This window comes from Modestobacter caceresii, from assembly GCF_000761485.1.
Classification (GTDB): domain Bacteria; phylum Actinomycetota; class Actinomycetes; order Mycobacteriales; family Geodermatophilaceae; genus Modestobacter; species Modestobacter caceresii.
The window spans coordinates 79,163-105,586 of sequence record NZ_JPMX01000009.1 but is presented as its reverse complement, the minus strand read 5'-3'; the positions used below and the strand labels follow the sequence as shown (position 1 = coordinate 105,586).

Below are 26,424 nucleotides of genomic sequence, written 5' to 3'. Positions count from 1 at the left end.
GGGCTCGGCGTGACCGGCGGGCCGGGGCACGACGCCCCGGCCCGCCGGCGACGGGTCAGCCCGGGTAGTCCACGACGTACTGCGGCGTGCCCTGGGTGCTGGCGTCCGACCGGCCCCCCACGTCGTTGACCACGTTCTCGATCACGCCGATGCCGTCCAGGTGGACGGTCATGACGTGGTGCAGCTGCACGCCCGACGTGACCGGCACCTCGAACCCCGTCTCGGTGGTGATGCCGGGTTCGGCGTTGCGCTGGTAGCCGTAGACCCCACCGCCGTCCAGCCGGTGCTGCCGGACGTGGTCACCGACCTTGTAGCCGGCCCAGCCGAGCGTGCCGTCCGGCTCCTGCCAGTCGGCCTGCGACGGCGGGTCGTAGGGGATCTCGTTCTGGTACAGCACGACCCGGCCGCGTTCGCCGTTCCAGATGGTGTTGTGCTGCTGGAAGTGCTCGACGAAGAGGCCGGTGGCGGTGACGTCGTCGCCGTTGACGACCACGCCGTTGCGTCCGACGTTGGTCCCCCAGCGGTCGGTGTCGCCGTTGACTCCGGCGGTGAAGTCCTCGACCCCGTGGTCGGCGCGCCACACCCAGGTGTGGTCGATGAGCACGTGGTCGCTGTTCACCTGCAGGGCGACGTCGGCCTTCCCGACGTGCGGGCCGCCGACCCGGAAGTAGACGTCGGACAGCGTCGTCGGGTCCGCCGCGTCGGACCGGGACCGGCCCTTGCCGTCCCCCACCTGCAGCAGCACCGGGGACAGCTGGCTCCCGGCGTCGATGGTGAGCCCGGCGACGACCACGCCCGGCACGTCCTCGACCTCCAGCGGGGTGACCCCGCGGGTGGCGGTGAGCGTCGCGTGCCCGATGCCCAGGACGACGGTGTCCGCCTGCTTGACCTCGAGGCTGTGCGCGACGTCGTAGACCCCGGGGGTGAACAGCAGGTGCCCGCCCCGGGCGAGTTGCGCGTTGATCCGCCCGAACCCGGTGTCCGGGGTGACGACCAGGAACTCCGACAGCGGGATGGTGCGCCCGGCGGTCATCCCGTCGTCCCAGCTCACCCCGCGGGTGTCGCGCTGGGCGTCCGGCACCCGGACGGCGTAGCGGCCGCGCTCGTCCAGGAACAGGAACGGCTTCTCCCGGCTGACCGGGGTGGTCTCCAGCGTGGTGTACGGCGGGTCGGGGAACGTGGCGTCGGCCGGAGCGCCCTCGACGCCGGAGAAGACCTGGTTCCACACGCCGTTGGTCCACTCGGCGATCACGCTGTTCCGGGTGTACCACTGCTGCTGCGAGCCGTTGATGACGGTGCCGGCGGTCGAGTCGGCGATGAACCCGCCGCTGGCGTACTGCGGCCCCGCGGTGCAGTAGTCCATCAGCGAGAGGTCGCCCCCCTGCACCTGGACCCGGCGCATGGACACCGCCTGGGAGACGGCCCAGAAGTTCGTCGGCGCCCGGCAGCCGTCCTGCCCGGTGCCGTTGACCTGGATCGTCAGGTTCGAGACGGTGCGCCAGAAGTTGTTCAGCGCGATGCAGTTGTCCGGGGCGAGGCAGCGGTTGTAGGTCTCGACCTTGCCGTTGATCACCACGTCGGACGGCGAGGCGCCCAGCCCCGAGATCTCCGTGTAGTAGCCGACCTTGATCTGCAGCGGGTCGCTGTCGGTGCCGTAGGTGCCCGGCTCGAAGAGGTAGGCGTAGCGCTCGGTGCCCATCTCGTTGTCGACCTGCTGGGCGTAGGTGGCGTCGAGCGTGGCCTGGATCTGCTCGACCGGCATGCTCGGGTCGAAGACGGTGACGTTCGGGCCGAGGTCGGCCACACCTCCGCCCGGCCCCCCGCCCGGCCCATCGCCGGGTGGCGCGGCGCTCGCGGTCGCCGGGACGGCGAGGAACGCCAGTGGCAGGGCCAGGGTCAGCAGGCCACCGAGGTGGCGGCCACGGGCGGGCGATCGCCGGCGTGGTGGGGACGGCGGGCGGGCAAGGGCGCTGGGAGATGCCATGCGGGTCCTCGTCGTTGAGTAGGTGACACGTGTCACGTGACGCGGGTCACCGGGAGGGTCGACGAGGTGCAGGGCTGTGTCAAGAGGGCATCGGCGTGCCCTCGAGGCGCTGTCCGGTGGATGGGGGGAGGGTCGGTGCGACCCCTCCCCCCACCGTCCGGGTCAGCGGGGGCTGCCGCCGCGGACCATCGGCTCCTCGCCGTCGTCACGTCCGGTCGACGTGCCGTCCTCGGCCGCCGGGGTGACGCGGGCACCGGCGTCCGGCTGCTCGACCAGCACCTCGTCCCGCACGTCGGCCGCCGGCGGCTGCTCGACACCGGTCACCGGCTGCGCCGGGACCACCGGCGGCGCGGCAGGCACCTCGCGCGGCTGCGCGGGCTGCGACTCGGTCTGCGACTCGTCGCCCGACCCGCTCTTCGAGGCGGCCACGGCCGCCCCGGCAGCGGCGACCGCAGCGACACCGGCGACCACGGTCTTCGCCGAGACGCCGGCCTTGCCGCTGTCCCCACGAGAGGACGCCGCTTCCTCGACGCCGGGTGTGCCGGCCCCCATCCCGGGCCGGACGGACCCGCGCCACGCACCGCTCGCGTAGCCCTCGTCCTCGATCAGGGCCTTGAACTTCTCCAGGTCCGACTTCACCTGCCGGCCCACGATGCCGAGCTTGTCGCCGGCCTGCTCCACCACGCCCTCGGGCTCGTACTCCAGGGTCAGGTGGACGATCGTCGACGCCGGACCGGCAGGCTCGAAGCGGACGGCGCCGGCGTTGGTCGCGCCTCCCGTCGCGGCCCAGGCGATCTTCTGGTCGGGGATCTGCTCCAGGATGGCGGCGTCCCACTCCCGCTTCACCCCGGCGATCTCGGCCACCCAGTGCAGCCGCTGGTCACCGCGCTGCTGGACCTCCTTGACCCCGCCCATGAAGTGTGGGAAGTCCTCGAACTGCGTCCACTGGTCGTACGCGGTGCGCACCGGGACGTCGACCTGGATGGACTCTTCGACCTTCGTGGTCATCGCCGTTCCTCCTCCGTAGCAGGACGTGCTCTGGCCCACCCCCTACCCCGTCGATCGGTGGATCCACGCGTCGGGGACCGACCACCTGGGTGCGCGATCGGCGAAGATGACCTCGACGTCCCGAACCACTGGAGGAGCACCGTGGCCCCACCGCAGAACTGCCCCGACGACTGGCACCAGCCGCTGCGGCACGTCCGCGCCGGCGAGCTGTCCGCGGAGACGGCACAGACCGCCGGCATGTCGCGGCGGGAGGCGATCTCAGCCACGACGGTCGGTTCGCAGCGGCTGTGGATGGGCGAGACGCGCGTGCCTCCGCACACCGGCTCCGGCGACCACCACCACGGCGACTCGGAGACCGCGATCCACGTGCTGCGCGGCCACCCGGTGTTCGTCTTCGCCGAGCACGGCGAGGAGGTGCGGCTGCAGACCGGCCCGGGCGACTACGTCTTCGTGCCCCCGTACACGCCGCACCGCGAGGAGAACCTCAGCGACGAGGAGGCCGTGGTGCTGATCGCCCGCAGCAGCCAGGAGGCGATCGTGGTGGCCCTGCCCTCGTTGACGCCGCAGGGCGGCGGTGCCGACGACTGATCCCCCTGCAGCCGTGCCTGTCCGCGGCTAGCGTCCGCGGCGTGACCGAGCCGGTGCGTCCGCCGTCCCCCCTCGACCTGCTGGCCGACCGCTTCGTCGACGCCTACGCCGCCGACCAGCCGACCGTGGCGACCTACATCGGCGTCCCCGGGCACGACGACCGCTGGCCCGACCTGACCCCCGCCGGGCACGCGGCCAGCGCCGACCTGCTGCGCCGCACCGTCGCCGAGGTGGAGCGGATCGAGCCGGTCGACCGGCGGGACGACGTCGCCCGCAGCGCGATGCTCGAGCGTCTCGGCGCCGAGCTGGCGCTGCACGACGCCGGCTGGACGCAGGCTGCGCTCAACAGCATGGAGAGCCCGCTCCAGGACTTCCGCACCACGTTCGACCTGATGCCCACCGACACCGAGGAGGACTGGGCGGTCATCGCCCGGCGGATCGCCGGGATCCCCGAGGCGCTCGCCGGCTACGTGGCCGGGCTGACCGACGCCGCCGACGAGGGCCGGCTCTCCGCCGTCCGGCAGGTGCGGCTGGCCGCCGGCATCGCCCGCCGGTGGGCCGGTGCCGGCGGGCAGCCCAGCTTCTACGCGGGGTTCACCGGCCGGGCGCCGGTGGGCCACGCGTTGCGCGCCGACCTCGACCGGGCGGTGGAGAGGGTGCACACCGCGCTGCTCGACTTCGCCGACACGGTCGAGCGCGAGCTCCTCCCCCGCGCACCACAGGCCGACGGCGTCGGCCGCGAGCGGTACGCGCTGGAGTCCCGCCTGTTCACCGGCGTGGACCTCGACCTGGAGGAGACCTACGCCTGGGGCTGGGCCGAGCTGGCCCGGGTCGTCGCCGAGAAGCGGGCGGTCGCCGAGCAGATCGCCCCCGGGAAGGGCATCGCCGAGGCGATGGCCGTGCTGGACGCCGACCCGGCCCGGCGGGTTCGCGGGCGCGAGGCGTTGCAGGCCTGGCTGCAGGACACGGCCGACCGGGCGATGGCGGCGCTGGACGGCGTGCACTTCGACATCCCCGACCCGGTGAAGCGGGTCGAGGGCCGGCTCACCCCCACCTCCGGCGAGGGCGTCTACTACACCGGCCCGACCGAGGACTTCAGCCGCCCCGGTCGGATGTGGTGGTCGCTGCCCGACGGCGTCACCGACATGACCACCTGGCGCGAGACGACCACGGTCTTCCACGAGGGCGTGCCCGGCCACCACCTGCAGATCGGGCAGACCGTCTACAACGCCGCCCTGCTCAACCGCTGGCAGCGGCTGCTCTGCTGGTGCTCGGGGCACGGTGAGGGCTGGGCGCTGTACTCCGAGCGGCTGATGGGCGAGCTGGGCTTCCTCGACGACCCCGGCGACCGGCTGGGCATGCTCGACGCCCAGGAGCTGCGGGCCGCCCGGGTGGTCCTGGACATCGGCGTCCACCTGGACCTGCCCATCCCGCCCGGCCGGGCCGTCGGTGACCGCTGGACCTACGACGTCGCGCTGGCGTTCCTCCGCACGCACGTGGACATGGAGGACGCGATGCGGGTCGACGAGCTGCACCGCTACCTGGGCTGGCCGGGTCAGGCGCCGTCCTACAAGGTCGGCGAGCGGGTGTTCCTGACCTGCCGCGCCCAGGCCGAGCAGCGCGCCGGCGCGGACTTCGACCTCAAGGCCTGGCACCGCGCCGTCCTCGACCTCGGGCCGCTGGGGCTGGGGCCGCTCGCAGCGGAGCTCGCCCGGTTCTGATCTCGACCACCGGGTGGACATCGCGGGTCCGGAACGTCCAGATCCAGCGCCGACGGCCGTTCTCGATCTGGACGAACCGTTCGGTCCCGGTGGGCAGAACCTGACCCTGGACACGGCGTGTCGGGCCGATCTCCACATGCTCGTGAGGTCCACGGGACGGCTGTGACCCGTGGGGTCCGACGTCACATCCCCGACATTTGACGCCCTGGAATGACCCCCGTGTAATTCCTCTCGAAGTCACCGACGGTGACGAAACGGCAACCGCATCCGCGGCACGCCGGAACGAGACGCAGGGGGACGCATCGTGATGGCTGACGTGACGTGGATGAGCGACTACCGGACTGCTGCTGCTGAGGCGGCGCCGGTCACCTACGGCCAGGACGTGCTGGGCATGGCCGACGTCTATGACGCCGGCTTCCCGGGCATGGACACCGAGGACCAGAGCTGGCAGGAGCGCGCCCTGTGCGCCGAGACCGACCCGGAGGCGTTCTTCCCGGAGAAGGGCGGCTCGACCCGGGAGGCCAAGAAGATCTGCACCGGCTGCGAGGTCCGCGCCGAGTGCCTGGAGTACGCCCTGACCATGGACGAGCGCTTCGGCATCTGGGGCGGCCTCTCCGAGCGCGAGCGTCGTCGCCTCCGCCGCCGCGCCAGCTGAAGAAGGACCCCTCTGCCCCCCACCGCTCGCAGGCTCGCGGCGGGACCCTGCAGAGGAGCCGACAGGCGTCAGCGCACAGCTGACGGGTAGGAGCGGCTCGTGCGAGCCATCACCTACACCCAGCCCGGCGGCCCTGACGTCCTGCAGCTCGTCGACCGCCCCACCCCCGACCCCGGCCCCGGTGAGGTGCGGGTGCACCTGGCCTTCTCCGGCGTGAACCCCACCGACTGGAAGACCCGCAGCACCGCCCAGCCCGGCCCCGGCGGCCAGGTGCCCAACCAGGACGGCGCCGGCACGATCGACGCGGTCGGCGAGGGCGTCGACCCCGTGCTCGTCGGCGAGCGGGTGTGGGTCTGGGAAGCCGCGTGGCAGCGGCCGCACGGCACGGCGGCGGAGTACACCGTCGTCCCGGCCCGGCAGACCGTGCTCCTGGGCGCCGACCCCTCCTTCGAACTGGGCGCCGCCCTCGGCATCCCGTTCCTCACCGCACACCGCTGCCTCACCGTCGCGGAGTCACTCCCCGACCGACTCGCCCCCGGCTCGCTCAACGGCCGCACCGTGCTGGTGCAGGGCGGCGCCGGCGCGGTTGGCAACGCCGCCATCCAGCTCGCCCGCTGGGCCGAGGCCACCGTCATCGCCACGGTCAGCTCCCCGGCGAAGGCACAGCTGGCCGCGAAGGCCGGCGCCGACCACGTCATCGACTACAAGCGGCAGGACGTCGTCACCGAGGTCCGCAAGATCGCGCCGAAGGGCGTCGACTCCGTCGTCGAGGTCTCCGCCGCGCAGAACGCCGCCACCGATGCCCAGGTGATCGCCCTGCACGGCGCGGTCGCCATGTACGCCGACGACGGTGGCGCCGAGGTGACCATCCCGGTGCGCGCCCAGATGGTCCCCAACGCCCGCTGGCAGTTCGTGCTCGTCTACACCGAGCCCGCCCGGGCCAAGGACATCGCCGTGGAGGACGTCAACGCCGCGGTGCTCGACGGCGCGGTCCGGGTCGGCGCGGACGCCGGGCTGCCGCTGCACGTCCACCCGCTGTCCGAGACCGCCGCCGCCCACCAGGCGGTGCAGGACGGCGCCGTCGGCAAGGTGCTCATCGACGTCACCGGCTGAGGAACGGCATCGCCCGCTCCCCCGACGCAGGTCGAGGGAGCGGGCGACGTGCGATCAGGTCAGCGGGCCACGCGGAAGGGCACGCTCACCGGGTCGGCGGACCGCTCACCCAGCGACTGCTGGGCGGTCAGCTCGTACGTGCCCGGGCGCAGCGTGCCCATGGCCGCCCGCCAGACGCCGTCCTTGCCCACGACGACCGTGCGGGTGATGCCGGCCGTCACCGTGACGGTGGCGCCGGGGGTGCCGGTGCCCGTGGCCGTGACCGCCGGCGACGTCGTCGCGTCCACCGCCGGCAAGGTGACAGTGAGGCCCTCGATGTCGGCCCGAGCGGTCAGCCACTCGTCCCGGCCGATCGGGTGGTCGACCACGCGGGTCTCACCGATGCAGCCGTTCCAGCCGTTGGTGGCCTGGTCGTCGACCCAGTCCGCACCGAAGATCCACGGCATCGCCTCGTCCAGCCCGTGGCCCACGGTGTTCGAGGCGTTGCGCAGCACCGGGGCACCGTCGACGTACATCGTCGTGGTGGCCGTCGCCGGGTCGTTCACCAGGGCCACGTGCGCCCACGTGTCGACCATGATCTCGCCCGACCACGAGGTGCGGTCACCCTTGGCGGTGTCGATCGGCACCTCGGTCCACTGGAACTCCTTGAGGTTGGACAGGCCCAGGGCCACCGGGGACGCCGTCCAGTCCCAGCGGGTCTGCGGCACGCCGATCTGCGAGCGGTTGCCCGAGCGCACGATCGCCTTCATCCACGCGTTGTCGGACTGGGTCCAGCTCTCGTCGATCTGGAGGAACGTCTCGATCGTGTAGCCGTTCTCGAGCGCCGCCAGGTTCACCGGCGCGTCCGCGCGGGTGGTCAGGTAGCTGTACCGGTCGGTCTGCTTGCTGGCGTTGGTGAAGCAGACCGCGGCTCCGTCCGAGGAGTACGGGTGCGCCTCCTGGGAGAAGTTGACGTCCCGGAGCTGAGCGGTCGGCGAGCCGGACCGGCTGATCGGCACGCGCATGAGGTTGTTGCGGTTGTTGCCCTCGACGTCGCGGATGACGCCGCCCTGGGCGACCACCCCGCGCAGCCCGTTCATCCGCCAGTGCGCGAGCGTCCCCTCGACCTGCGGGTAGTCCGCCGTCGAGCCCGGCAGCGCGGTGGTGACCGGGTCGGGGCTGACGAAGCCGTCGAGCAGGATGTCGCGCGCCGCCTGGGTCAGCGAGGGCTCGTCGGCGGAGCCGGCGGTGAACCCGGGGTTGAACCCGGCGAACCGCTCGGAGAAGTCGATGTCCAGGGTGAACTGCTCGTTGGGGCCCTCGAGGAAGGCCTGGTCGTAGGAGGTCAGCTTCTCCTGCGGCTTGGCGACCACCCACGGCGAGGCGGTCTGCGCCGAGATGGTGTCGTTGGTGAGGTCGAACTCGAACAGGCCGAGGTAGCCGTTCCCGCCCTCGTAGGCCATCTGGTAGTCCATCAGGACCTGGGTCACCGGGTGACCGAAGTCGTTCTGCTTGGTCAGCCGGGTGGCGCCGTGGAAGTGGCCGTTCAGGGTCATGAAGATCTGGTCGTTGCCCTTGATGAGCTGGTCCCAGAGCCGCAGGCCGTAGCCGGTCTCCTGCGGGGAGACCCCGTCGTCCTGGATGCCGATGATGTCGTGCGAGGTGAGGATGACCGGCAGGGTCGGGTGCTGCGCCATCACCTCGTCGGCCCAGCGCAGGGTGGCGTCGGACGCCCGCCAGGACAGCGCCAGCACCATGAACTGCTGACCCTCGGCCTCGAACACGTGGTACTGGTTCATCCCCGTCGGGTCGCTGCCGCCGTAGGTCGACTGCTCGGCCGCCCGGTCAGGCCCGAACCAGCGCAGGAAGGGCTCCCGGGCCAGGTCGTACTGGTCGTCGTAGTGGTTGCTCGAGCTGTTCCGGACGTCGTGGTTGCCGGCCAGCACCGAGTACGGCAGGTCGGCGTCGTCCAGGGTCTGCATGGCGGCGTCGGCGGTGCGCCACTCGCCCTCGGTGTTCACCTGGTCGACGACGTCGCCGAGGTGGGCGACGAACGGGATGCGCAGCTCGTCGGCGTGCTCGGCGAGCCACTCGGTCTGGGCGGCGAAGGGGTTGTTGCCGTCGCCGTAGCGGTCGGGCCGCTCGAACTCCGACTCGGCGTACCGGGAGTAGAACTGCGTGTCCGGCAGGACGGCGAGGGTGAACCGGGAGGCCGGCTCGGTGGCAGCGGTCTCGACGGCCGCGGTCTCGACGGGCGCGGCCGCCGCCGGGCCGGCGGTGACCAGGCCACCGGCGGTGGCGAGACCGGCGACCGTGGCGGCCACACCGACCCCGGCGACGGCCCGCAGGCACGCCGTCCGGGCGGGGGTGGCGCCGCGGTGTGCGGGCCGTGGGCTGAGCAGGTGCATGGGGACGTCCTTCGACTGTGCTGGGGCGGTGGGGGGGGCCCACCGCTCCCGCACGCTGTCGAGCGGCTGTGGCCGCTCGGTGTCCGCGCTGTGTACGCCGGACCAGCCGGACGTGAAGCGTCTAGATCATCTTCTCCGGCTCGGAGACGTACCGGAACCGCGACGGCAGGTGGACCCGGTCGGCTCCCGGACGGGGTCAACCGCCCAGCCGGCGGTGCCGCGAGCGCTGCTGCCCTGCCCGGGCGTCGAGCAGCGCCCGGGCACTGGTGGCCACGACCAGGTGCTCGTGGGACGTCGGATCGTCGACGGGGCGACCCAGCAGTGCCTCGATCCGGGCCAGCCGCAGGTAGAGCGACTGCCGCTGCACGTGCAGCGCATCGGCTGTGCGGGTCCTGCTGCCCCCGTGCCGCAGGAGGACGGCGAGGGTCTGCACCAGGTCGCTGCCGTGCGCGGCGTCCCAGGCCAGCAACGGCGACAGCGCGTCGTCCACCAGGAGGGCCAGCGCCCGGTCGTCCAGCCGGCCCAGCAGCCGGAGCAGGGTCAGGTCGCGGGTGACCGCGGTCCCCCGTCCGAGCAGCGTGGCCACCGGCAGGGCGTCGTGCGCCTCCCGCAGGGAACGGCCGGCGTCGGCCACCGGGACCTCCGGGCCGACGGTGGTGACCGCCCCGGCAGAGGGGAGGACGCTCGCCAGCCACCCGGCCGGGTCGGGTCGGTCCGGGGCGGCAGGGACCGCGACGAGCCCCACGGCCTCCCCGCGGACCCGGTCGGCGAGCAGCTCCAGGTCGTGGGTCGACGCGACGTGGGCCCACGTCGCCAGCACCTGCCGGGGGTCGGGTGCGGACGCGGCGATGCCGAGCACCCGCGCATCCGGCGACGGGTGGAAGCGCGCCAGCCCGGCGCGGACCAGCAGCTCTCGGACCCCGGGGACGGCGTCGGCGAGCAGGTCGGCGAGCAGCGGCGCCGCGAGGTCGCCGGGCGTCCCCGTTCCCGACTGCCCGACCGCCACTGCCGCCACACTCGCCAGACGCGCCGCCAGCACCCGCAGCCCGGGCAGGTCGCTGCCGGGGCCGGGCCCCAGCAGGACCGACCCCCAGTCGACGTCCCAGATGCGGACCGGCGAGCTCGCCGCGGGCCGGCGGAGCAGCCGTTCGGTCGCCCGCTGGTCCCGCAGCCCCGCGGCGGCCACCACCTGCCCCGACCGGGTGACGAGTGCGGCGGGGCCCCCGGTCACGGCAGCGGCGCAGGACACCACAGCGGGGGTCCCGCCGCCGGCGGCCAGCGCCGCGTGCACCTCGTGCACCACCTGGTCGGCCAGCCGCAGCCGGGGCGCGTCCGCGTGCAGGATCGCGCCGTTGGCCTCCTCGGAGATGCGGATGAAGGGCACGACCTGGCGCAACACGTACAGCGGCAGGCCGTGCCGGGTGGCCTCGTCGAGGATCTCGCCCGGCAGGTCCGGCAGCGACCGGCCCAGCTCCATGGCCACCGCCGACACCCGCTGGGCCGCCAGCTCGCGGACCCAGTGCCGTCGGGCGCCGGCGTCCACCCCGGCCAGGCCGAGTCCGGTGGTGAGCAGCAGGTCGCCGGCCGACAGCAGGGGGCCGATCTCGTAGATCTCGCTGGAGTGGACCCAGCGGACGGTGGCGCCCAGCTGAGCGGGCGGGACGGCCACCTCCGGCCTGGCCTGCTGCACCGAGGGCAGGAGCAGGAACTCGGCCAGCGTCAGCGCCACAGGCGTCCTCTCGGTCGGACAGGTCGTCAGGGATCGACCAGACGATCCCTGACATCCGGCCCATTGCCCACCCCTCGCCGCACGGCGGACCCTGCGGAGGACCAGCCCGCAGGTACGCGAGCGAGCGCCCACACGAGGAGACCCGCATGACGACGTCCCAGTCACCGGACCAGGACCGCGCGTGGCTGGAGGTGGCCCTGGCGGAGGCCCGGACCGGCCTGGCCACCGGCGGGGTGCCGATCGGTGCAGCGCTGATCGGCCCGGACGGCACCGTGTGGGGCCGCGGCCACAACCGACGGGTGCAGGACGACGACCCGTCCGTCCACGCCGAGACGGCGGCGTTCCGGGCCGCCGGCCGACGCCCCTCCTACCGCGGCACCACGATGGTGACCACGCTGTCCCCCTGCTGGTACTGCAGCGGGCTGGTGCGCCAGTTCGGCATCACCCGGCTCGTCGTCGGGGAGTCGCGCACGTTCAGCGGCGGGCACGACTGGCTCGCCGAGCACGGCGTGGAGGTCGTCGTCCTCGACGACCCGGGGTGCATCGACCTGATGACCGACTTCATCGCCGCCCAGCCGGCGCTGTGGAACGAGGACATCGGCGAGGACGTCGCAGTACCGTCCGCGCCCACCGGTGCAGAGGCAGCCCGATGAGCGCCAGCACCAGCCGGCACGCGGAGTCCCCGGCTGCCGTCGTCGACCCCGACTACCCGATCGACCCGGTGCCCGCGTCGGCACGGCGGTCGCTGTTCTCGCTGTCCATCGTGCTGCTCGGGTTCACCTTCTTCACCCCGACGATGCTGGCCGGCGCGCAGATCGGGGCGGCCTTCTCCGCCACCAGCCTGATCTGGGTGCTGCTGCTGGGCAGCGCCGTGCTGGGCGTCTACGTCGGCGCGATCGGCGGCATCGGCGCCCGCACCGGGCTGACCACGGTGATGATGTGCCGCTACACGCTCGGCACGCGCGGCGCGAAGCTCGCCTCCCTGCTCCTCGGCGGCACCCAGATCGGCTGGTACGGCGTCACCGTCGCCACCCTCGCCCAGCTCACCGCCAGCGCACTCGGCTGGGACGGCCGCGGGCCGGAGGTGGCGCTGATGCTGGTCGGCGGTGCGGTCATGGGCGCGACGGCGTACTTCGGCTACAAGGGGATGTACGCGCTGTCGCTGGTCTCGGTGCCGCTGCTGCTGGCGCTCGCCGGATGGGTGACCTGGCGGTCGCTGGAGGAGGTCGGGGGCTGGAGCGGGCTGACGGCGATCGTGCCCAGCGAGACGATGACCGTCGCGGTCGCGGTGACGATCGTCGTCGGCACCTTCGCCTCCGGCGGCACCCAGGCGCCCAACTGGACCCGCTTCGCGCGCACCCCGTCGGCGGGCTTCTGGGCCTGCCTGGTCGCCTTTCTCGTCGGCGAGCTGCTGATGCTCGGCTTCGGCGCGGTCGGCGCCGTGGCGTTCGGTGAGGGCGACTTCGTGCTGGTGCTCTACCAGCTCGGCCTGGTCGGCTGGGGGCTGGTCTTCCTGGTGGCCAACCTCTGGACGACCAACGACAACACCGCCTACAACTTCGGCGTCGCCGGCGCCGAGATCGCCGACTCCCGGTCGAAGAAGCCGTTCGTGGTGGGCGGTGTCGTGCTGGGCACGCTGCTGGCCGTCACCGGCATCTACGACAACCTGATCGACTACCTGGTGTGGCTGGGCATCCTGATCCCCCCGCTCGGCGGCGTGGTGATCGGCGACTTCCTGGCCCGCTGGCGGAACGGCATGTCCGGTGCCACCGCCCTGCTGCCGAGCGTCGAGTGGCGCAACATCGGCGTCTACGTGGTGGCCTCGATCGCTGCCTGGGCGAGCAACGAGGCCGCCTGGGGCATCCCGCCGGTGATCGGCGTCCTGGTGGCGGTGGTCGGGGTGCTGGTCGTGCAGCGCGGCCGCCGCCCGGCCCCCGTCGGCTGAGCCTGCGGCCCGGAGGAGTTCACACGCCCGTGAGTGTGCAGTTCCGGTCGCCGAACCGCGCAGACACGCCGCAGCGGACGACCGGAACTGCACACTCGACCGGCGACTGGCCTCAGCCGAGGCCGAGGGAGCGGGCGATGAGCATCCGCTGCACCTCGCTCGTCCCCTCGCCGATCTCCAGGATCTTGGCGTCGCGGTAGAACCGGCCGACCGGGAACTCGGTCATGAACCCGTATCCGCCGTGCACCTGGGTGGCGTAGCGGGCGTTCTCCATCGCCATCTCCGAGCTGTACAGCTTGGCGATCGAGGCCTCCCGCTTGAACGGCTCGCCGCGCAGCATCTTCTCCGCCGCCCGGTAGTAGGCCAGCCGCGCGGTCGAGGCCCGCACCTCCATGTCGGCGATCATGAACTGCACCGCCTGGTTGCGGCCGATCGGCTGCCCGAACGCCTCCCGCTCCCCGGCGTACTTGACCGACTCGTCGACGCACCCCTGCGCCAGCCCCACGGCCAGCGCGGAGATGGCGATCCGCCCCTCGTCCAGGATCGACAGGAACTGGGCGTACCCCCGCCCCCGCTCCCCCACCAGGTTCTCCGCGGGCACCCGGCAGTCGCTGAAGGAGAGCTCGCGGGTGTCCGAGGCGTTCCAGCCGACCTTCGCGTACCGCTTGCCGACGGCGAAGCCCGGGGTGCCCGACGGCACGATGATCGTGGAGGTCTCCTTGCCGCCGTCGGGCTTGGTGCCGGTGACCGCGGTGACGATGACCAGGTCGGTGATCTCGGTGCCGGAGTTGGTGATGAACGCCTTCGAGCCGTTGATCACCCACTCGCCGTCCTCGAGCCGGGCGGTGGTCTTCGTGGCCCCGGCATCGGAACCGCCACCGGCCTCGGTGAGCCCGAAGGCGCCCAGCGCCTCACCGGCGCAGAGCCGGGGCAGCCACTGCTGCTTCTGCTCCTCGGTGCCGAACCGGTAGATCGGCATGGCGCCCAGCGACACCCCGGCCTCCAGGGTGATCGCCACCGAGCTGTCGACCCGGGCCAGCTCCTCCAGCGCCACGCAGAGGGTGAAGTAGTCGCCGCCGGAGCCGCCGTACTCCTCGGGGAACGGCAGGCCGAACAGCCCCAGCTCGCCCATCTGCCGCACGATGTCGGTGGGGAACTCGTCGCGCTCGTAGAACCCGCCGATCTGCGGTGCGATGACCTCCACGGCGAACTCGCGGACCACCTTCCGCAGCGCCTCGGTCTCCTCGTCGAGCCGGTAGTCCAGCACGGTCACTCCTCCTCGCCGGGCGCCGGTGGGGTCACCACGGCCACCCGCTCGTCCAGCCGGACCGACTGGCCGGCCGTCACCGGGAGCTCGGTGACCGTCCCCGCGAGCGGGGCGGTCAGCACGTGCTCCATCTTCATCGCCTCGACGACCAGCAGCGGGGTTCCCGCCTCCACCTGGTCCCCGAGGGACACCTGAACGACCGTGACCGTGCCGGGCATCGGCGCGGTCACCGCACCGTCGGACCCGGCTGCCGTCCCGGCCGTGGCGAGCCGCTCGTGCTCGCGCAGCCCGACCGCGTGCCCGTCCCCGGCGAGCCAGACCGTGCCCCCGGCGTGCACCACCGTGTAGCGGGTGGTGACGTCGTCGAGGGTCACGCCGAGCAGGTCGCCGTCCCGGTCGACCCGGGCGGTCATCGGCTCGCCGTCCCCGACGCGCACCTGGGCGGCCGTCGACCGGCCGCGCACCCGGACCGTCACCGGATCGGCGCCGGGTGCCTGCAGCCGGCGCACCGTCCAGGCCGGCTCGCCGAGCCGCCAGCCCGAGGTGTCCGCCCAGGGGTCGACCGCTGTGCCCCGGGGCTCGACCTCGGCCAGCAGCGCCAGCGCCGCCGCGGCGTGGACGTGCGGGGGGATCGGCCGGGCACCGGTCAGCGCCTCGCCGCGGCGCTCGATCAGCCCGGTGTCCAGCCGGCCGGCGACGACGTCGGGGTCGGTCAGCAGGTCCCGCAGGAAGCCGGTGTTGGTGGCCACGCCCAGGACGGCGGTGTCGCCGAGGGCGGTGACCAGCCGCGCGCGGGCGGTCTCCCGGTCCGGGCCCCAGGCGATCACCTTGGCCAGCATCGGGTCGTAGTCGGTGCCGATGACGCCGCCGACCCGCAGCGAGCTGTCCACGCGGACGCCGGCGCCGGTCGGCTCGACCAGCCCGACGACCTCCCCGGCCTGCGGCAGGAACCCGCGCGCCGGGTCCTCGGCGTAGACCCGGGCCTCGATCGCGTGGCCGGTCAGCCGGACGTCGTCCTGCCCGATCGGCAGCCGCCCCCCGGCCGCCACCCGCAGCTGCAGCTCCACCAGGTCCAGCCCGGTGACGCACTCGGTGACCGGGTGCTCGACCTGCAGCCGGGTGTTCATCTCCAGGAAGAAGAAGTCCTGCGGGGAGTCGGCGTCGACGATGAACTCGACCGTCCCGGCGCCGGTGTAGCCGACCGCCCGGGCTGCCTCGACCGCCGCCGCGCCCATCGCCTGCCGCTGGGCCGGGGACAGCAACGGGGACGGCGCCTCCTCGATCACCTTCTGGTGCCGGCGCTGCAGGCTGCACTCCCGCTCGCCCAGGTGGACCACGGTGCCGTGCTCGTCGCCGAAGACCTGCACCTCGATGTGCCGGGAGTGCCCGAGGTACCGCTCGACCAGCAGCGTGTCGTCGCCGAAGGAGCTGCGGGCCTCGCGGCGGGCACCGGCGATCTGCTCGGCCAGCTCGGCCGGGTCGCGCACCACCCGCATGCCCTTGCCCCCGCCACCGGCGCTGGGCTTGAGCAGCACCGGGAAGCCGACCTCGACCGCGGCCCGGGCGACCGCGGCGTCGTCCATGCCCGGCTCGGTGCGGCCCGGCACGACCGGCACCCCGGCGGCGGCGACGGTCTGCTTGGCCCGGATCTTGTCGCCCATCGCCTCGATGGCGGCGACCGGCGGGCCGATGAAGACGATCCCGGCCTTCTCGCAGGCGCGGGCGAAGTCCACGTTCTCGGAGAGGAAGCCGTAGCCAGGGTGCACGGCCTGCGCGCCGGTGCGCCGGGCGGCGTCCAGCACCCGCTCGATGGACAGGTAGCTCAGCGCGGCCGGGGCGGGCCCGATCGGCACGGCGACGTCGGCCAGCCGGGTGTGCAGCGCGCCGGCGTCGGCCTCGCTGTGCACCGCGACCGAGCGGATGCCCATCGCCCGCAGCGTCCGGATGACCCGGACGGCGATCTCACCGCGGTTGGCGACCAGGACGGTCTCGAACACGCCTCACCACCCCCCGCGGGAGGGGCTGGAGTCGCGACGTCGGCCCCGGGTGGGGTCAGGCTGCCTTGCGGCTGCTCTTCGCGAGGACGACGTCGGCCTTGGTGGTCTTGACCAGCCGGCGCTTCTTGACGGTGTAGCCGGGCGGGAGCGTCCCCTCGGCGAGCGCACGCAGCGGACAGCGACCGCACCGCGGCTTGTCGACGCAGCACTTCTTCTTGGGCATCTTGGCCGGCTTCCCCACGCGGTGAGGTTAGCCATGCCTTGCTGACCCGTCCACGGCAGCGGCGTGTCGCCCGATACCGTTCGAGGGACGTCACCCAGCGACCTACAGGAGTCCCGATGGCCGCCGATGCCTTCATCGACCTGCTCAACGCCCAGATCGGCCACGAGTTCGCCGCCCACCAGCAGTACGTCGCCTGCGCCATCTACTTCGACGAGCTGACCATGCCGCAGACCGCGCAGCTGTTCTTCGACCAGGCCGGCGAGGAGCGCGACCACGCGATGATGATGGTCCGCTACCTGCTCGACGCCGACGCGCCGGTGAAGATGCCCGGCATCGCGGCCCCGATCACCGAGTTCTCCGACGTCGTCGCGCCGGTCGCCCTGGCCCTGGAGCAGGAGAAGCGGGTCACCGAGCAGATCAACCAGCTCACCGCGGTCGCCCGGCAGCACAACGACTTCGCCTCCGACCAGTTCATGCAGTGGTTCATCAAGGAGCAGGTCGAGGAGGTCAGCAAGATGAGCGACCTGCTCGCCGTCGTCCGCCGCTCGGCCCACGACGTGGAGCAGATCGAGGACTACGTGCTGCGCGAGGTCAAGCCCGAGGGCACCGACCCGATGGCCCCCGCGATCGCCGGCGCCACCAACTGACCCCGCTCCGGTCCCACCAAAATGGCCATTTTGGTGGGACCAGGGCGACCGCTCACATCCGGAAGACGCCATAGCCGACCTCCTCGAGGGGGGCGTTGGCGCACGCGGAGAGCGCGAGCCCGAGCACGGTGCGGGTCTGGGCGGGGTCGATGACGCCGTCGTCCCAGAGCCGGGCCGTGGCGTGGTACGGGTGGCCCTGCTCCTCGTAGCGGGCACGGATCGGCGCCTTGAACGCCTCCTCGTCCTCGGCGCTCCAGTCGTCCCCCAGCCGGTCCCGGCGCACCTGCGCCAGCACGCTGGCCGCCTGCTCCCCGCCCATCACCGAGATGCGGGCGTTGGGCCAGGTGAACAGGAACCGGGGCGAGTACGCCCGGCCGCACATCGAGTAGTTGCCCGCACCGAACGAGCCACCGATGACGACGGTCAGCTTGGGCACCCGCGCGCAGGCCACGGCGGTGACCATCTTCGCGCCGTGCTTGGCGATGCCGCCGGCCTCGTAGTCGCGGCCGACCATGAAGCCGGAGATGTTCTGCAGGAACAGCAGTGGGGTCTTCCGGCGGTCGCACAGCTCGATGAAGTGCGCGCCCTTGAGCGCGGACTCACCGAACAGGACGCCGTTGTTGGCGATGATCCCGACCGGGTGGCCGTGCAGCCGGGCGAAGCCGGTGACCAGCGTCGGCCCGTACAGCGGCTTGAACTCGGCGAACCGGCTGCCGTCGACCAGCCGGGCGATCACCTCGCGGACGTCGTAGGGCGTGCGGGTGTCGACCGGGACGACGTCGTACAGGCTCTCCGCCGGGTACGCGGGCTCCTCGACCGGCTCGACGTCCCAGGGCCGGGGCTCGCGCGGGCCGAGGGTGCCGACGATCTGCCGGACGATCTGCAGCGCGTGCGCGTCGTCCTCGGCCAGGTGGTCGGTGACCCCGCTGACCCGGGAGTGCAGGTCGCCGCCGCCCAGGTCCTCGGCGCTGACCTCCTCCCCCGTCGCCGCCTTCACCAGCGGGGGGCCGCCCAGGAAGATCGTCCCCTGGCCGCGGACGATGACCGCCTCGTCGCTCATCGCCGGCACGTAGGCGCCGCCGGCGGTGCACGAACCGAGGACGGCGGCGATCTGCGGGATCCCGGCCTTGGACAGGTTCGCCTGGTTGAAGAAGATCCGGCCGAAGTGGTCGCGGTCGGGGAAGACCTCGTCCTGCAGCGGCAGGAAGGCCCCGCCGGAGTCGACCAGGTAGATGCAGGGCAGCCGGTTCTGTGCCGCGACCTCCTGCGCTCGCAGGTGCTTCTTCACCGTCATCGGGTAGTAGGTGCCGCCCTTGACGGTGGCGTCGTTGGCGACGACGACCACCTCGCGCCCGGCCACCCGCCCGACGCCGGTGATGATCCCGGCGGCCGGCGCCTCGTCGTCGTAGAGGCCGTGCGCGGCCAGCGGCGACAGCTCCAGGAACGGGCTCCCGGGGTCGAGCAGCGCGTCGACCCGCTCGCGGGGCAGCAGCTTGCCGCGGTCGGTGTGCCGCTGGCGGGCACGCTCCCCACCGCCGAGCGCCACCCGGGCCAGCTGGTCGGCCAGCTCTGCGGCCAGGCCGGCATGGTGCGCCCCGTTGCCGGCCGCCGCCGGGTCGGCCGACGGGGCACTGGGCAGCACCGGTGCGTCCACGGGAGTGAGGTTAACCACGGTTCACAGCGCCGGTCCAGTGTGAACGGCGATTAACCTGAGGCCCGTGACGTCCCAGCAGGACAGCGCCCTGCACAGCGACGCGGCCAACCCCTCCCGCCGGGAGCAGATCCTCCGCGCGGCCGCCCAGCTCTTCGCCGAACGGGGCTCGCGCGCGGTCGGCGTCGACGACGTGGGCGCCGCGGTGGGCGTGACCGGCCCGGCGATCTACCGGCACTTCGCCAGCAAGGACGCGATGCTGGCCGAGATGCTGCTCCGGATCAGCGAGCGGCTGCTGGCCGGCGGCACCGAACGGGTCGCGGCGGCCGGGGCGTCACCGGTCGACCAGCTGCGCGCCCTGGTGGAGTTCCAGGTCGACTTCGCACTGGACAACCCCGCGCTGATCACGGTGCAGGACCGCGACCTGGGCGCGCTGACCGACCGGGACGCCCGCCAGGTGCGGCAGCTGCAGCGGCGCTACGTCGAGGAGTGGGTCGCCGTGCTGGCCCGGCTCCACCCCGAGGCCTCGACGGCGGCCTGCCGCGCTCGGGCACACGCGCTCTTCGGGCTGATCAACTCCACGCCGCACAGCGCAGGCCGGGTCGCTCGCCCGGCGATGGCCGGGTTGCTGGCCGAGATGGCGATGGCCGCCGCCCTCGCCTGACGGAGGACCCCCTCCTCCTTCAGTTGGCGTCGACCTCGTCGCCGGGCAGCGAGAGCCCGGCGCTGGCCAGGGCGTCCAGCGCCGAGGTGGCGCCCCGCTCGCCCCCGGCCCACGAGGTCTCCACGATGGTGACCGTGGCGCCCTGCTGGCTGCTGGCGTACTGCGCGCCGGAGAGCCGCTCGGGAGCGCCCTCGTAGCTCGCGCCTTCGCGCAGCAGGTCGCTGACGTTGCCGCTGCCGTCGGTGTCGGCCAGCGACCGGAGCGCCTGCGCGCTCGCCGGGTCGGGCATGGTCACCCGGGCCACCGAGACGACGGCGGGCAGGCCCTCGACCTCGGCCGACCACAGCGCCCGGTCCAGGTCGGTGCAGTCGTTGTTGGCGAAGAACCCGGCGACGGCGTCGTAGGAGTGCCCGTTGCAGGTCGCGTTCTCCTCGATCACGCGCAGCGTGAAGGTGGTGCCGTTGACGACCGCGGTGGCGCCGACGACGGGGCCCGGGGCCGCCGACGTGGCGGGTGCTGCGCCGGTGGTCGCGCCCGCCGTCGTCGCCCCCGCGTCGCCGTCGCCGTCGTCGCCGCCGAGCGCCAGGACGCCCACGACGACGAGCAGCGCCACCACTGCCAGCGCCGCCAGCACCAGCAGGACCTGCCTGCCACGGGAGGAGTCGCCCCGGGCGGTGGTCGAGGTGCTGCCCGCCGCCGGCACGGCGGGCCGGACCTGCGGACGGGGGCGGAGCTCCGGCGGGAGCTCGCGCAGCCGCTGTGGCGCGGGCTCCGTGACGGGCGCCGCGGCGCCGGGGGCACCGAAGAGCCCACCCAGCCCACCGGTGTCGTCCGCCGGGGCCTCGGCCGGCTCGTGGACCAGCGCCATGGTGTCGCCAGGACGACCCGGCGGCCGGCGGTCCGAGGGAGCCGCCTCCGCGGGCGGGACGGCGGCGGACTGCGGCGCGACGTCCCTCCGCTCGGCGGCCTCCTGCGCCTCCACGGCGGCGGCGGCGATCCGGGCCGCGGCGGCCGGGTCGACCAGCGGCCCGGCCTCGCCGTTGCCGCGCCTCGACCCGTCCGCCGGTGCGGACGTCGGCGCGGCGACGGTGGTGCGGCGGGGTGCGGCGTTCAGCGCGGCCGGGGTCAGCAGGTCCGGGCGGCGCAGCACGTAGGGCGAGTAGGGGAACCCCTCGCCGTTGAGCTCCTCGACCGTGGGGATCCGGCCGGCCATGCCGAGGGCCTCGATGCCGGCCCGGACGTCGGCCGTCGTCCACAGCCGGGGGTTGTCCGTGCCCGCGTGCCGGGCCGCGCGGGCGACCCCGAGCTGCAGCGAGCCCGGGTCCAGGAGGGCGACCTGGTCGCCCTCGCCGAGGTCGCCGTCGGCCGGCAGCAGCCCGGTCACCGAGCCGGTGAGGACGGTGAGCCGGGCGATCCGCCCCGGCTCGATCCCGGCCTGGCGCAGCGTCAACGCGGCGTGCATGCCCGACCGCATCAGGCCGTCGAGCGGGTTGGAGCCCCCACCGGCCAGCTGGAGCACCTCAACGGGCCCGTCGCCGGGACCGATGGTCCAGGCGCCCTCGGGTGACGCGGTGACGACGCCGGACTGGCGCTCCACCTCGACCACCCGGACGACGGCGACGCCCTCGGGCACGAACAGCACCGCGTCGGACTGCCGGCGCTGCATCGGGCCCTCGACGACGGGCAGCGAGGCCATCACCGCACCGCGCACACCGCTGCCGGTGTCCCACCCGGCGAGTTCGGCGAAGAACGCACGCTCGGCCGCTGTCTGCAGCGGCGTCGGCGTGAGGATCAGCACGGACTCTCCAGGGAGGCAGCGGGGCGCGGCGGGACGGGTGCGGCCGCGGCGGGCGCCGCAGCGGCTGGGCGACGGACCGGTTCGACGTTACGTCATCGACCGGCCCGTCCCGGGCTCAGCGCGAGGACGCGCCGCCCTCCGCCACGGTGACCGGCGTGTCCCGGGCCGAGGGGCGGCCCGGCTCCACCGGCGCCTGCCAGCGGGCGCACCAGGAGCTCCCGGTCAGCAGGCCCAGGGCGCCCCAGAGCACGGCGAGGCCGACGGCCACCACGGGCAGGGCCGACCAGTCCCACGGCGGGATGACGTCGAGCGTCGACTGGACCATCGCCGCGCCGGCCACTCCCCCGGTGACGGCCAGGCCTGCCAGCCAGCCCGGGACCCGGGCCAGCACGGCCAGGTCGACGAGGACCGCGCCGGCCAGCAGCATCAGCGGCAGGACCGAGGGCGGGAAACCTGTGGCGTCCAGCAGCAGCCCGGTCACCGCCCGGTAGGCCAGGTACACCCCGGCCAGGGTCGTCGCCGTCCAGCGCAGGCCGACGGTCCTGCGGGCCACCACCAGGGCGAGCAGCCCGGCGCAGACCAACCAGGCCGGGTGCACCCAGGCGGGCACCGGGAGCATGAACTGGATCGGGGTCTGCCCCTGGGAGGCGGCGAAGTCGAGCAGTTGCGGTTCGGCGGTGGTGCGGCCGGCCCGGTAGTCGGCCAGGGACAGCACCCCGTACTCCTGGTGCTGGTTGGGGAAGAGCACGTTCTCCACGAAGAACAGCCACAACCCCAGCGACACCAGGTCGCGCAGCCGGCCGGGTGCCGCGTAGAGCCACCAGCCCCGGATGGCACCGGCGAGCATGATCGCCGTCCCCACGTACAGCAGCGCGTGGCTGGGGCTCCAGCTGGTGATGTCCAGCCCGTTGATGCGGTGGTTGAGGACGTCGATCGGGACGGCGACCAGGAAGGTGCCGATGCCGGCCTGCATCAGCTGCAGCGCCCGCCGGTCGACGCCGTAGCCGCTGTAGCTGTGGAAGACGACGAGGGCGACGACGAGCACGGTGCCGGCCGAGTTGAGCAGGTGCGGCGGGGCCAGGTCGTCGCGCAGCCACTTGAAGTGCCAGGAGACGTCCCAGGAGGAGCCGAGCATCTTCAGCGCGAACGCAGCCAGCCAGGCCGTGTAGATCCAGCGCAGCTCGTCCTGGCTGGTGGGCCGGCCGGGGCGGCCGGGGGTCAGGTAGGCCTGCCAGAGCCAACGCAGGAGCGCGACCGGGTGCCGGAACGCGGCGCCCGGCGAGGCAGGTGCCGGCGCCAACGTGTCGGAGCGCGGGGTGAGGAAGGTGCTGGAGGACACGAGCGGCTCCGCGAGGTCGGTGCAGGAGCCCGGACTGTAGCGGCGGGAGATGGCCGGGAGACCCCATTGCCGGAGCGGACCGGTGGCGGTGGGGCGGGTGTGGCCGGTGGTCCGCCGGGCGGTGCGTAGGGTCGCGGCCGTGGCCGACAGCGCAGCGAACAACCTGGTCTGGATCGACTGTGAGATGACCGGGCTCGACCTGGCCAGCGACAAGCTCATCGAGGTCGCGGTCGTGGTCACCGACTCCCAGCTGAACGTGCTCGACCCCGGCCTGGACGTGATCATCCACGCCGAGGACGCCGACCTGGCCGGGATGGCCGACGTGGTCACCGAGATGCACGCCAAGTCCGGGCTCACCGAGGAGGTGCGCGCCTCGACGGTCACCCTCGAGGAGGCCCAGGCCCTGGTGCTCGCCTACGTGAAGCGGTTCGTGCCCGAACGCCGCACCGCCCCGCTGTGCGGCAACTCGATCGGCACCGACCGCGGCTTCCTGGCCCGGGACATGCCCGAGCTCGACGACCACCTGCACTACCGGATGATCGACGTCTCCTCGATCAAGGAGCTCGGCCGCCGCTGGTTCCCCCGGGTCTACTTCGCCCAGCCGCCCAAGGGCCTGGCCCACCGGGCGCTGGCCGACATCCTGGAGTCGATCCGGGAGCTGGCGTACTACCGGCAGACCCTCTTCGTGCCCGAGCCGGGCCCCAGCAGCGACCAGGCCCAGGCGGCGGCCACCGACGTCGTGGCGGCCTTCGCGCCGCTGCTCGCGGTCGACCCCGAGCCGGCCGCGACCCCGGCCTCGTCGGAGAGCTGACCGCCTCCGGTATCGTGTGCTCGTCCACCGGGCCGGCTCTCGCCAGCCGCCCGGTGTGCATGGTGGGTGTAGCTCAGCTGGTAGAGCGCCAGGTTGTGATCCTGGATGTCGCGGGTTCAAGTCCCGTCACTCACCCCACCCGGAGGCCCTGGTCAGTTCGCTGACCGGGGCCTCCGTCCGTCTCGGCGTCGCCGGCCCGGCCGGCGGCGGATGCTGTGTGGAGACGTACGCCCGTCTGGTCTCTGTGGGGAGCTCATGTCACCGTCCCGAGCCGCTCGATCCGTCCCCGAGGCCGCCACGCGTGCACGGCGGCGGCTGCTGGTCGGTGCCGCCGCGGCCGGAGCACTGCTCCTCGCCGGGTGCGGCACCGACCCCTCTGCCGGAGACCAGGTCGCAGCCGACGGTGAGGCGCAGAGCCACGACGACGGCACCCACGCCCACCCGGACGACGTGACCCTCGAGCACGTGCACGGGCTGGGCATCGACCCGGCCGACGACGCCCTGTACGCCGGGACGCACCACGGGCTGGTGCGCATCTCCCCGGACGGGGAGCTGACCCGCATCGCCGACCGGGTGCAGGACTTCATGGGCTTCACCGTCGTCGGCCCGGAGCGCTACCTGGCCAGCGGCCACCCCGGCGAGGGGCAGGAGGGCCCGGCCGACCTGGGCCTGCTCGAGAGCACCGACGGCGGGGAGACCTGGGAGACGCTGTCGCTGGCCGGGGAGGCCGACTTCCACGCGCTGGACGCTGCCGGCGGCGTCGTCTACGGCTACAGCGGCAGCCGGCTGCTGGTCAGCGAGGACGGTCTGGAGTGGGCCGACCGCGGGAGCATGCGGATCGCCGACCTGGCCGCCGACCCGGCTGATCCGCAGCGGGTGCTCGCCACGACCGAGGCCGGTCTGGTGGTGAGCGAGGACGCCGGGGGCACCTTCACCGCCGTCCCGGACGCACCCCTGCTGGTCCTGGTGGACATCGCCGCCGACGGCGGCTCTGCGGTGGGCGTCGCCCCCGACGGAACGGTGTTCGGCAGCACCGACGGGGGGCGGACGTGGACCGAGCGAGGCAGTGCCGGTGGCCCGCCGGAGGCACTGACCGTGGACGGGCAGGACGTCTACGTCGCCGTCGAGGGTGCGGTCCTGGCCTCCACCGACGACGGGGAGACCTTCACCGAGTGGTACCGGGAGTCTTGAGGCCGCTCAGTCCTCGTCGTCGTCCTCAACGAGTTCGCCCTCCCACGCCTCCCTGCCCTCGTGGACGGCGAAGGCCGCGATGACGAAGCCGGCGACCGGGTCGAGCCAGGCGGCCCCGGTGAGCGCATAGAGCCCGAGCCCGGCCAGGGTGGAGATGCTCAACAGCACGCAGATCCGGGTCTCGGCCGCGTCGGCGAGGACCAGCGGGTCACCGCCGAGCGCCAGCCCGACCCGGCGCTTCGCCCTGGCCAGCAGTGGCATGACCACGATCGAGGCGGCCAGCAGGACGAGCCCGACGGCGGAGGTGTCGGGCTCCTCGTCGCCGAGCAGGCTGCGGACACCCTCGATCAGCACGTACGCGGCCAGGAGGAAGAAGGTGACCGCCACGGCCTTCAGCGCCCGACGCTCCTTGCGCTCGTCGGTGCTGCCGTGCCGCAGCCGGGCCGACAGCCGCAGCCCCACGAGGACGGCGGCGAGGGACTCGATGCCGGAGTCGACCCCGAAGCCCACCAGGGACACCAGCCCGGCGAGCAGGCCGGCGGTGATCGCGACGGCGCCCTCGGCGACGTTGTAGACGACGGTGAACTGCGCCAGGCGCAGCCCGCGGCGGGTCAGCCGTTCGGTCTCGGCCTCGGTCAGGGCGCTCGCCCGGCCGGTCACGCGGGGACCCCCTGCGTGGGCGAGGTGCGGGCGAGTCGGCCGATGCCGGGCATGAAGCGGCCGGTCCTGGCGGCGTAGTCGGTGTAGACCCCGCCGTGCACGGCACGCAGGTACGGCTCCTCGACCGCGCGCACCTGCAGCTCGACCGCCGCGACCAGCGCCGCCACGCTGACCGGCGAGGGGACCATCAGTACGACACCTGTCTGGGCGGTGACCATCGCCGCGAAGACCGGGTTGCGGACCTGGGCGAACACCCCGCCGGTGACCAGTTCGGTCCGCTCTGCCGGGTCGACGCCGACCCGCCACGCATCACCCATGCCGCTCTGGCCGGCCAGCGTCGCGGCGAACCCGGCCGACGCCAGCACCAGTCCGAGGACCTGGACCGCGACCGGCGGACGGGCGTCGACCACGCCGAGGACGGCGAGCAGCGGGCCGGCCACGCCGAGCACAAGCGCGACCACGAACATCACACCGCCCCACCACCCGGCTCGGGCGGGGGTGCCGGAGATGCCGTGGAAGCCGGCCGAGCCGGTGCGCCGGTGCTGGACCCACGACCGCACGCCGAACAGCACGACCAGTGCGACGACGTAGAGGACGAGCGCAACGGCTGTCACGACCGGCTGCGCTGGCCGTAGGTGGGGCACAGCGCGACCGCGTCGCCGGTGACGGCCAGCAGCTGTTCAGCAGCGGCCAGCAGCTGCAGCAACTGCGGGGCGGCCGTCAGCGACCACATCGAGGCACGACCCTGCGGCCGGGAGGTGACCAGCCCACAGTCGCGCAGGCAGGACAGATGCGCCGACACGGTGGACTGGGCCAGGCCCAGGTGCTCGGTCAGCTCCACGACCTTGTGCTCGCCGAGGGTCAGGTGCCGCACGATCGCCAGCCGGGCCGGGTCGCCCAGGCTGCGGAACATGCACGCCGCCGCAGTCAGTGCAGCGGACTTGTCGACCGCGGCCCCACCATCTCCCACCGACGCCATGGCAGCGCCACCGTCCAGCATCGTCATGCGGCGATGATAACCACAATGGACGATGCAAAGGACAGTT

General features: G+C 73.4%; 23 protein-coding genes and 1 tRNA gene. 11 read left to right on the top strand and 13 right to left on the bottom strand.

What is annotated here, in order from left to right; translation table 11 throughout:
• Positions 1-55: 55 nt before the first annotated feature.
• Positions 56-1,984, bottom strand: a complete 1,929-nt coding sequence (locus tag IN07_RS03425) for a glycosyl hydrolase family 28-related protein (RefSeq protein ID WP_036333577.1) — start codon at positions 1,982-1,984, stop codon at positions 56-58.
• A gap of 162 nt (positions 1,985-2,146) precedes the next feature.
• Positions 2,147-2,992: an SRPBCC family protein gene (locus IN07_RS03420; RefSeq protein WP_036333575.1), complete on the bottom strand. Its 846-nt coding sequence runs from the start codon at positions 2,990-2,992 to the stop codon at positions 2,147-2,149.
• Positions 2,993-3,133: 141 nt separating this feature from the next.
• Between IN07_RS03420 and IN07_RS03415 the strand changes: the two genes are divergently transcribed.
• From IN07_RS03415 to IN07_RS03400, 4 genes are all read left to right on the top strand, one after another.
• Complete coding sequence (locus IN07_RS03415) at positions 3,134-3,580, top strand: cupin domain-containing protein (RefSeq protein ID WP_036333574.1); 447 nt, start codon at positions 3,134-3,136, stop codon at positions 3,578-3,580.
• Positions 3,581-3,621: 41 nt separating this feature from the next.
• On the top strand, positions 3,622-5,301 hold the full coding sequence (locus IN07_RS03410; protein WP_081975146.1) for a DUF885 domain-containing protein: 1,680 nt from the start codon (positions 3,622-3,624) through the stop codon (positions 5,299-5,301).
• Positions 5,302-5,692: 391 nt separating this feature from the next.
• Positions 5,693-5,956 (top strand): WhiB family transcriptional regulator, encoded by a 264-nt coding sequence (locus tag IN07_RS03405; protein WP_197058338.1) that lies wholly within the window; start codon positions 5,693-5,695, stop codon positions 5,954-5,956.
• 99 nt (positions 5,957-6,055) lie between these two features.
• Positions 6,056-7,069, top strand: a complete 1,014-nt coding sequence (locus IN07_RS03400; protein ID WP_036333573.1) for an NADPH:quinone reductase — start codon at positions 6,056-6,058, stop codon at positions 7,067-7,069.
• Between the two features lie 59 nt (positions 7,070-7,128).
• Here the strand turns inward: IN07_RS03400 and IN07_RS03395 are convergent, their stop codons facing one another.
• Positions 7,129-9,456 carry a LamG-like jellyroll fold domain-containing protein gene (locus tag IN07_RS03395; RefSeq protein ID WP_052090657.1) on the bottom strand — a complete coding sequence of 776 codons (2,328 nt, stop codon included), beginning with the start codon at positions 9,454-9,456 and terminating at the stop codon, positions 7,129-7,131.
• 196 nt (positions 9,457-9,652) lie between these two features.
• Positions 9,653-11,185, bottom strand: coding sequence for a helix-turn-helix domain-containing protein (locus IN07_RS03390; protein ID WP_052090655.1), 1,533 nt, complete (start codon positions 11,183-11,185; stop codon positions 9,653-9,655).
• Positions 11,186-11,331: 146 nt separating this feature from the next.
• On the opposite strand from IN07_RS03390, the gene IN07_RS03385 reads away from it, so the two are divergent.
• Positions 11,332-11,838 carry a nucleoside deaminase gene (locus IN07_RS03385; RefSeq protein WP_036333570.1) on the top strand — a complete coding sequence of 169 codons (507 nt, stop codon included), beginning with the start codon at positions 11,332-11,334 and terminating at the stop codon, positions 11,836-11,838.
• Positions 11,835-13,130 (top strand): cytosine permease, encoded by a 1,296-nt coding sequence (gene codB, locus IN07_RS03380; RefSeq protein ID WP_036333568.1) that lies wholly within the window; start codon positions 11,835-11,837, stop codon positions 13,128-13,130. The genes IN07_RS03385 and codB overlap by 4 nt, the downstream gene beginning before the upstream one ends.
• A gap of 112 nt (positions 13,131-13,242) precedes the next feature.
• Here the strand turns inward: codB and IN07_RS03375 are convergent, their stop codons facing one another.
• The 3 genes from IN07_RS03375 to IN07_RS03365 are packed head-to-tail and all read right to left on the bottom strand — an operon-like array spanning position 13,243 to position 16,635.
• Positions 13,243-14,397 carry an acyl-CoA dehydrogenase family protein gene (locus tag IN07_RS03375; RefSeq protein WP_036333638.1) on the bottom strand — a complete coding sequence of 385 codons (1,155 nt, stop codon included), beginning with the start codon at positions 14,395-14,397 and terminating at the stop codon, positions 13,243-13,245.
• 2 nt (positions 14,398-14,399) lie between these two features.
• Positions 14,400-16,394 (bottom strand): acetyl-CoA carboxylase biotin carboxylase subunit, encoded by a 1,995-nt coding sequence (locus IN07_RS03370; protein ID WP_036333566.1) that lies wholly within the window; start codon positions 16,392-16,394, stop codon positions 14,400-14,402.
• Between the two features lie 55 nt (positions 16,395-16,449).
• Entirely contained in the window at positions 16,450-16,635 is a 186-nt protein-coding gene (locus tag IN07_RS03365; RefSeq protein WP_036333564.1) for a hypothetical protein, read from the bottom strand.
• 98 nt (positions 16,636-16,733) lie between these two features.
• On the opposite strand from IN07_RS03365, the gene IN07_RS03360 reads away from it, so the two are divergent.
• Positions 16,734-17,264 carry a ferritin gene (locus IN07_RS03360; protein ID WP_036333562.1) on the top strand — a complete coding sequence of 177 codons (531 nt, stop codon included), beginning with the start codon at positions 16,734-16,736 and terminating at the stop codon, positions 17,262-17,264.
• A 52-nt stretch (positions 17,265-17,316) separates the two neighbouring features.
• Here the strand turns inward: IN07_RS03360 and IN07_RS03355 are convergent, their stop codons facing one another.
• The gene (locus IN07_RS03355; RefSeq protein ID WP_036333560.1) at positions 17,317-18,918 is read right to left on the bottom strand and encodes a carboxyl transferase domain-containing protein; all 1,602 of its coding nucleotides are present in this window, start codon (positions 18,916-18,918) and stop codon (positions 17,317-17,319) included.
• Between the two features lie 64 nt (positions 18,919-18,982).
• On the opposite strand from IN07_RS03355, the gene IN07_RS03350 reads away from it, so the two are divergent.
• On the top strand, positions 18,983-19,579 hold the full coding sequence (locus tag IN07_RS03350; protein WP_197058333.1) for an SACE_7040 family transcriptional regulator: 597 nt from the start codon (positions 18,983-18,985) through the stop codon (positions 19,577-19,579).
• Between the two features lie 19 nt (positions 19,580-19,598).
• Here IN07_RS03350 and IN07_RS03345 read toward each other — a convergent pair whose 3' ends face one another.
• Positions 19,599-21,377 carry a hypothetical protein gene (locus IN07_RS03345; RefSeq protein WP_036333558.1) on the bottom strand — a complete coding sequence of 593 codons (1,779 nt, stop codon included), beginning with the start codon at positions 21,375-21,377 and terminating at the stop codon, positions 19,599-19,601.
• A gap of 115 nt (positions 21,378-21,492) precedes the next feature.
• Positions 21,493-22,716 (bottom strand): hypothetical protein, encoded by a 1,224-nt coding sequence (locus IN07_RS03340; RefSeq protein ID WP_052090665.1) that lies wholly within the window; start codon positions 22,714-22,716, stop codon positions 21,493-21,495.
• Positions 22,717-22,855: 139 nt separating this feature from the next.
• Here IN07_RS03340 and orn point away from each other — a divergent pair, with 139 nt between their 5' ends.
• The 3 genes from orn (at position 22,856) to IN07_RS03325 (ending at position 24,718) form a co-directional block, all read left to right on the top strand.
• Positions 22,856-23,527 (top strand): oligoribonuclease, encoded by a 672-nt coding sequence (gene orn / locus IN07_RS03335; RefSeq protein WP_231557973.1) that lies wholly within the window; start codon positions 22,856-22,858, stop codon positions 23,525-23,527.
• 62 nt (positions 23,528-23,589) lie between these two features.
• Positions 23,590-23,665 (top strand) — tRNA-His (locus IN07_RS03330).
• Positions 23,666-23,782: 117 nt separating this feature from the next.
• The gene (locus IN07_RS03325; RefSeq protein ID WP_052090654.1) at positions 23,783-24,718 is read left to right on the top strand and encodes a F510_1955 family glycosylhydrolase; all 936 of its coding nucleotides are present in this window, start codon (positions 23,783-23,785) and stop codon (positions 24,716-24,718) included.
• Positions 24,719-24,724: 6 nt separating this feature from the next.
• Here IN07_RS03325 and IN07_RS03320 read toward each other — a convergent pair whose 3' ends face one another.
• Genes IN07_RS03320 through IN07_RS03310 form a run of 3 tightly spaced genes read right to left on the bottom strand, consistent with a single transcriptional unit; the run spans position 24,725 to position 26,384 of the window.
• Entirely contained in the window at positions 24,725-25,378 is a 654-nt protein-coding gene (locus tag IN07_RS03320; RefSeq protein ID WP_036333556.1) for a cation diffusion facilitator family transporter, read from the bottom strand.
• On the bottom strand, positions 25,375-25,992 hold the full coding sequence (locus IN07_RS03315) for a methyltransferase family protein (RefSeq protein ID WP_036333554.1): 618 nt from the start codon (positions 25,990-25,992) through the stop codon (positions 25,375-25,377). The genes IN07_RS03320 and IN07_RS03315 overlap by 4 nt, the downstream gene beginning before the upstream one ends.
• The gene (locus tag IN07_RS03310) at positions 25,989-26,384 is read right to left on the bottom strand and encodes an ArsR/SmtB family transcription factor (RefSeq protein ID WP_036333552.1); all 396 of its coding nucleotides are present in this window, start codon (positions 26,382-26,384) and stop codon (positions 25,989-25,991) included. Before IN07_RS03310 ends, IN07_RS03315 begins: the two co-directional genes overlap by 4 nt.
• Positions 26,385-26,424 lie beyond the last annotated feature (40 nt).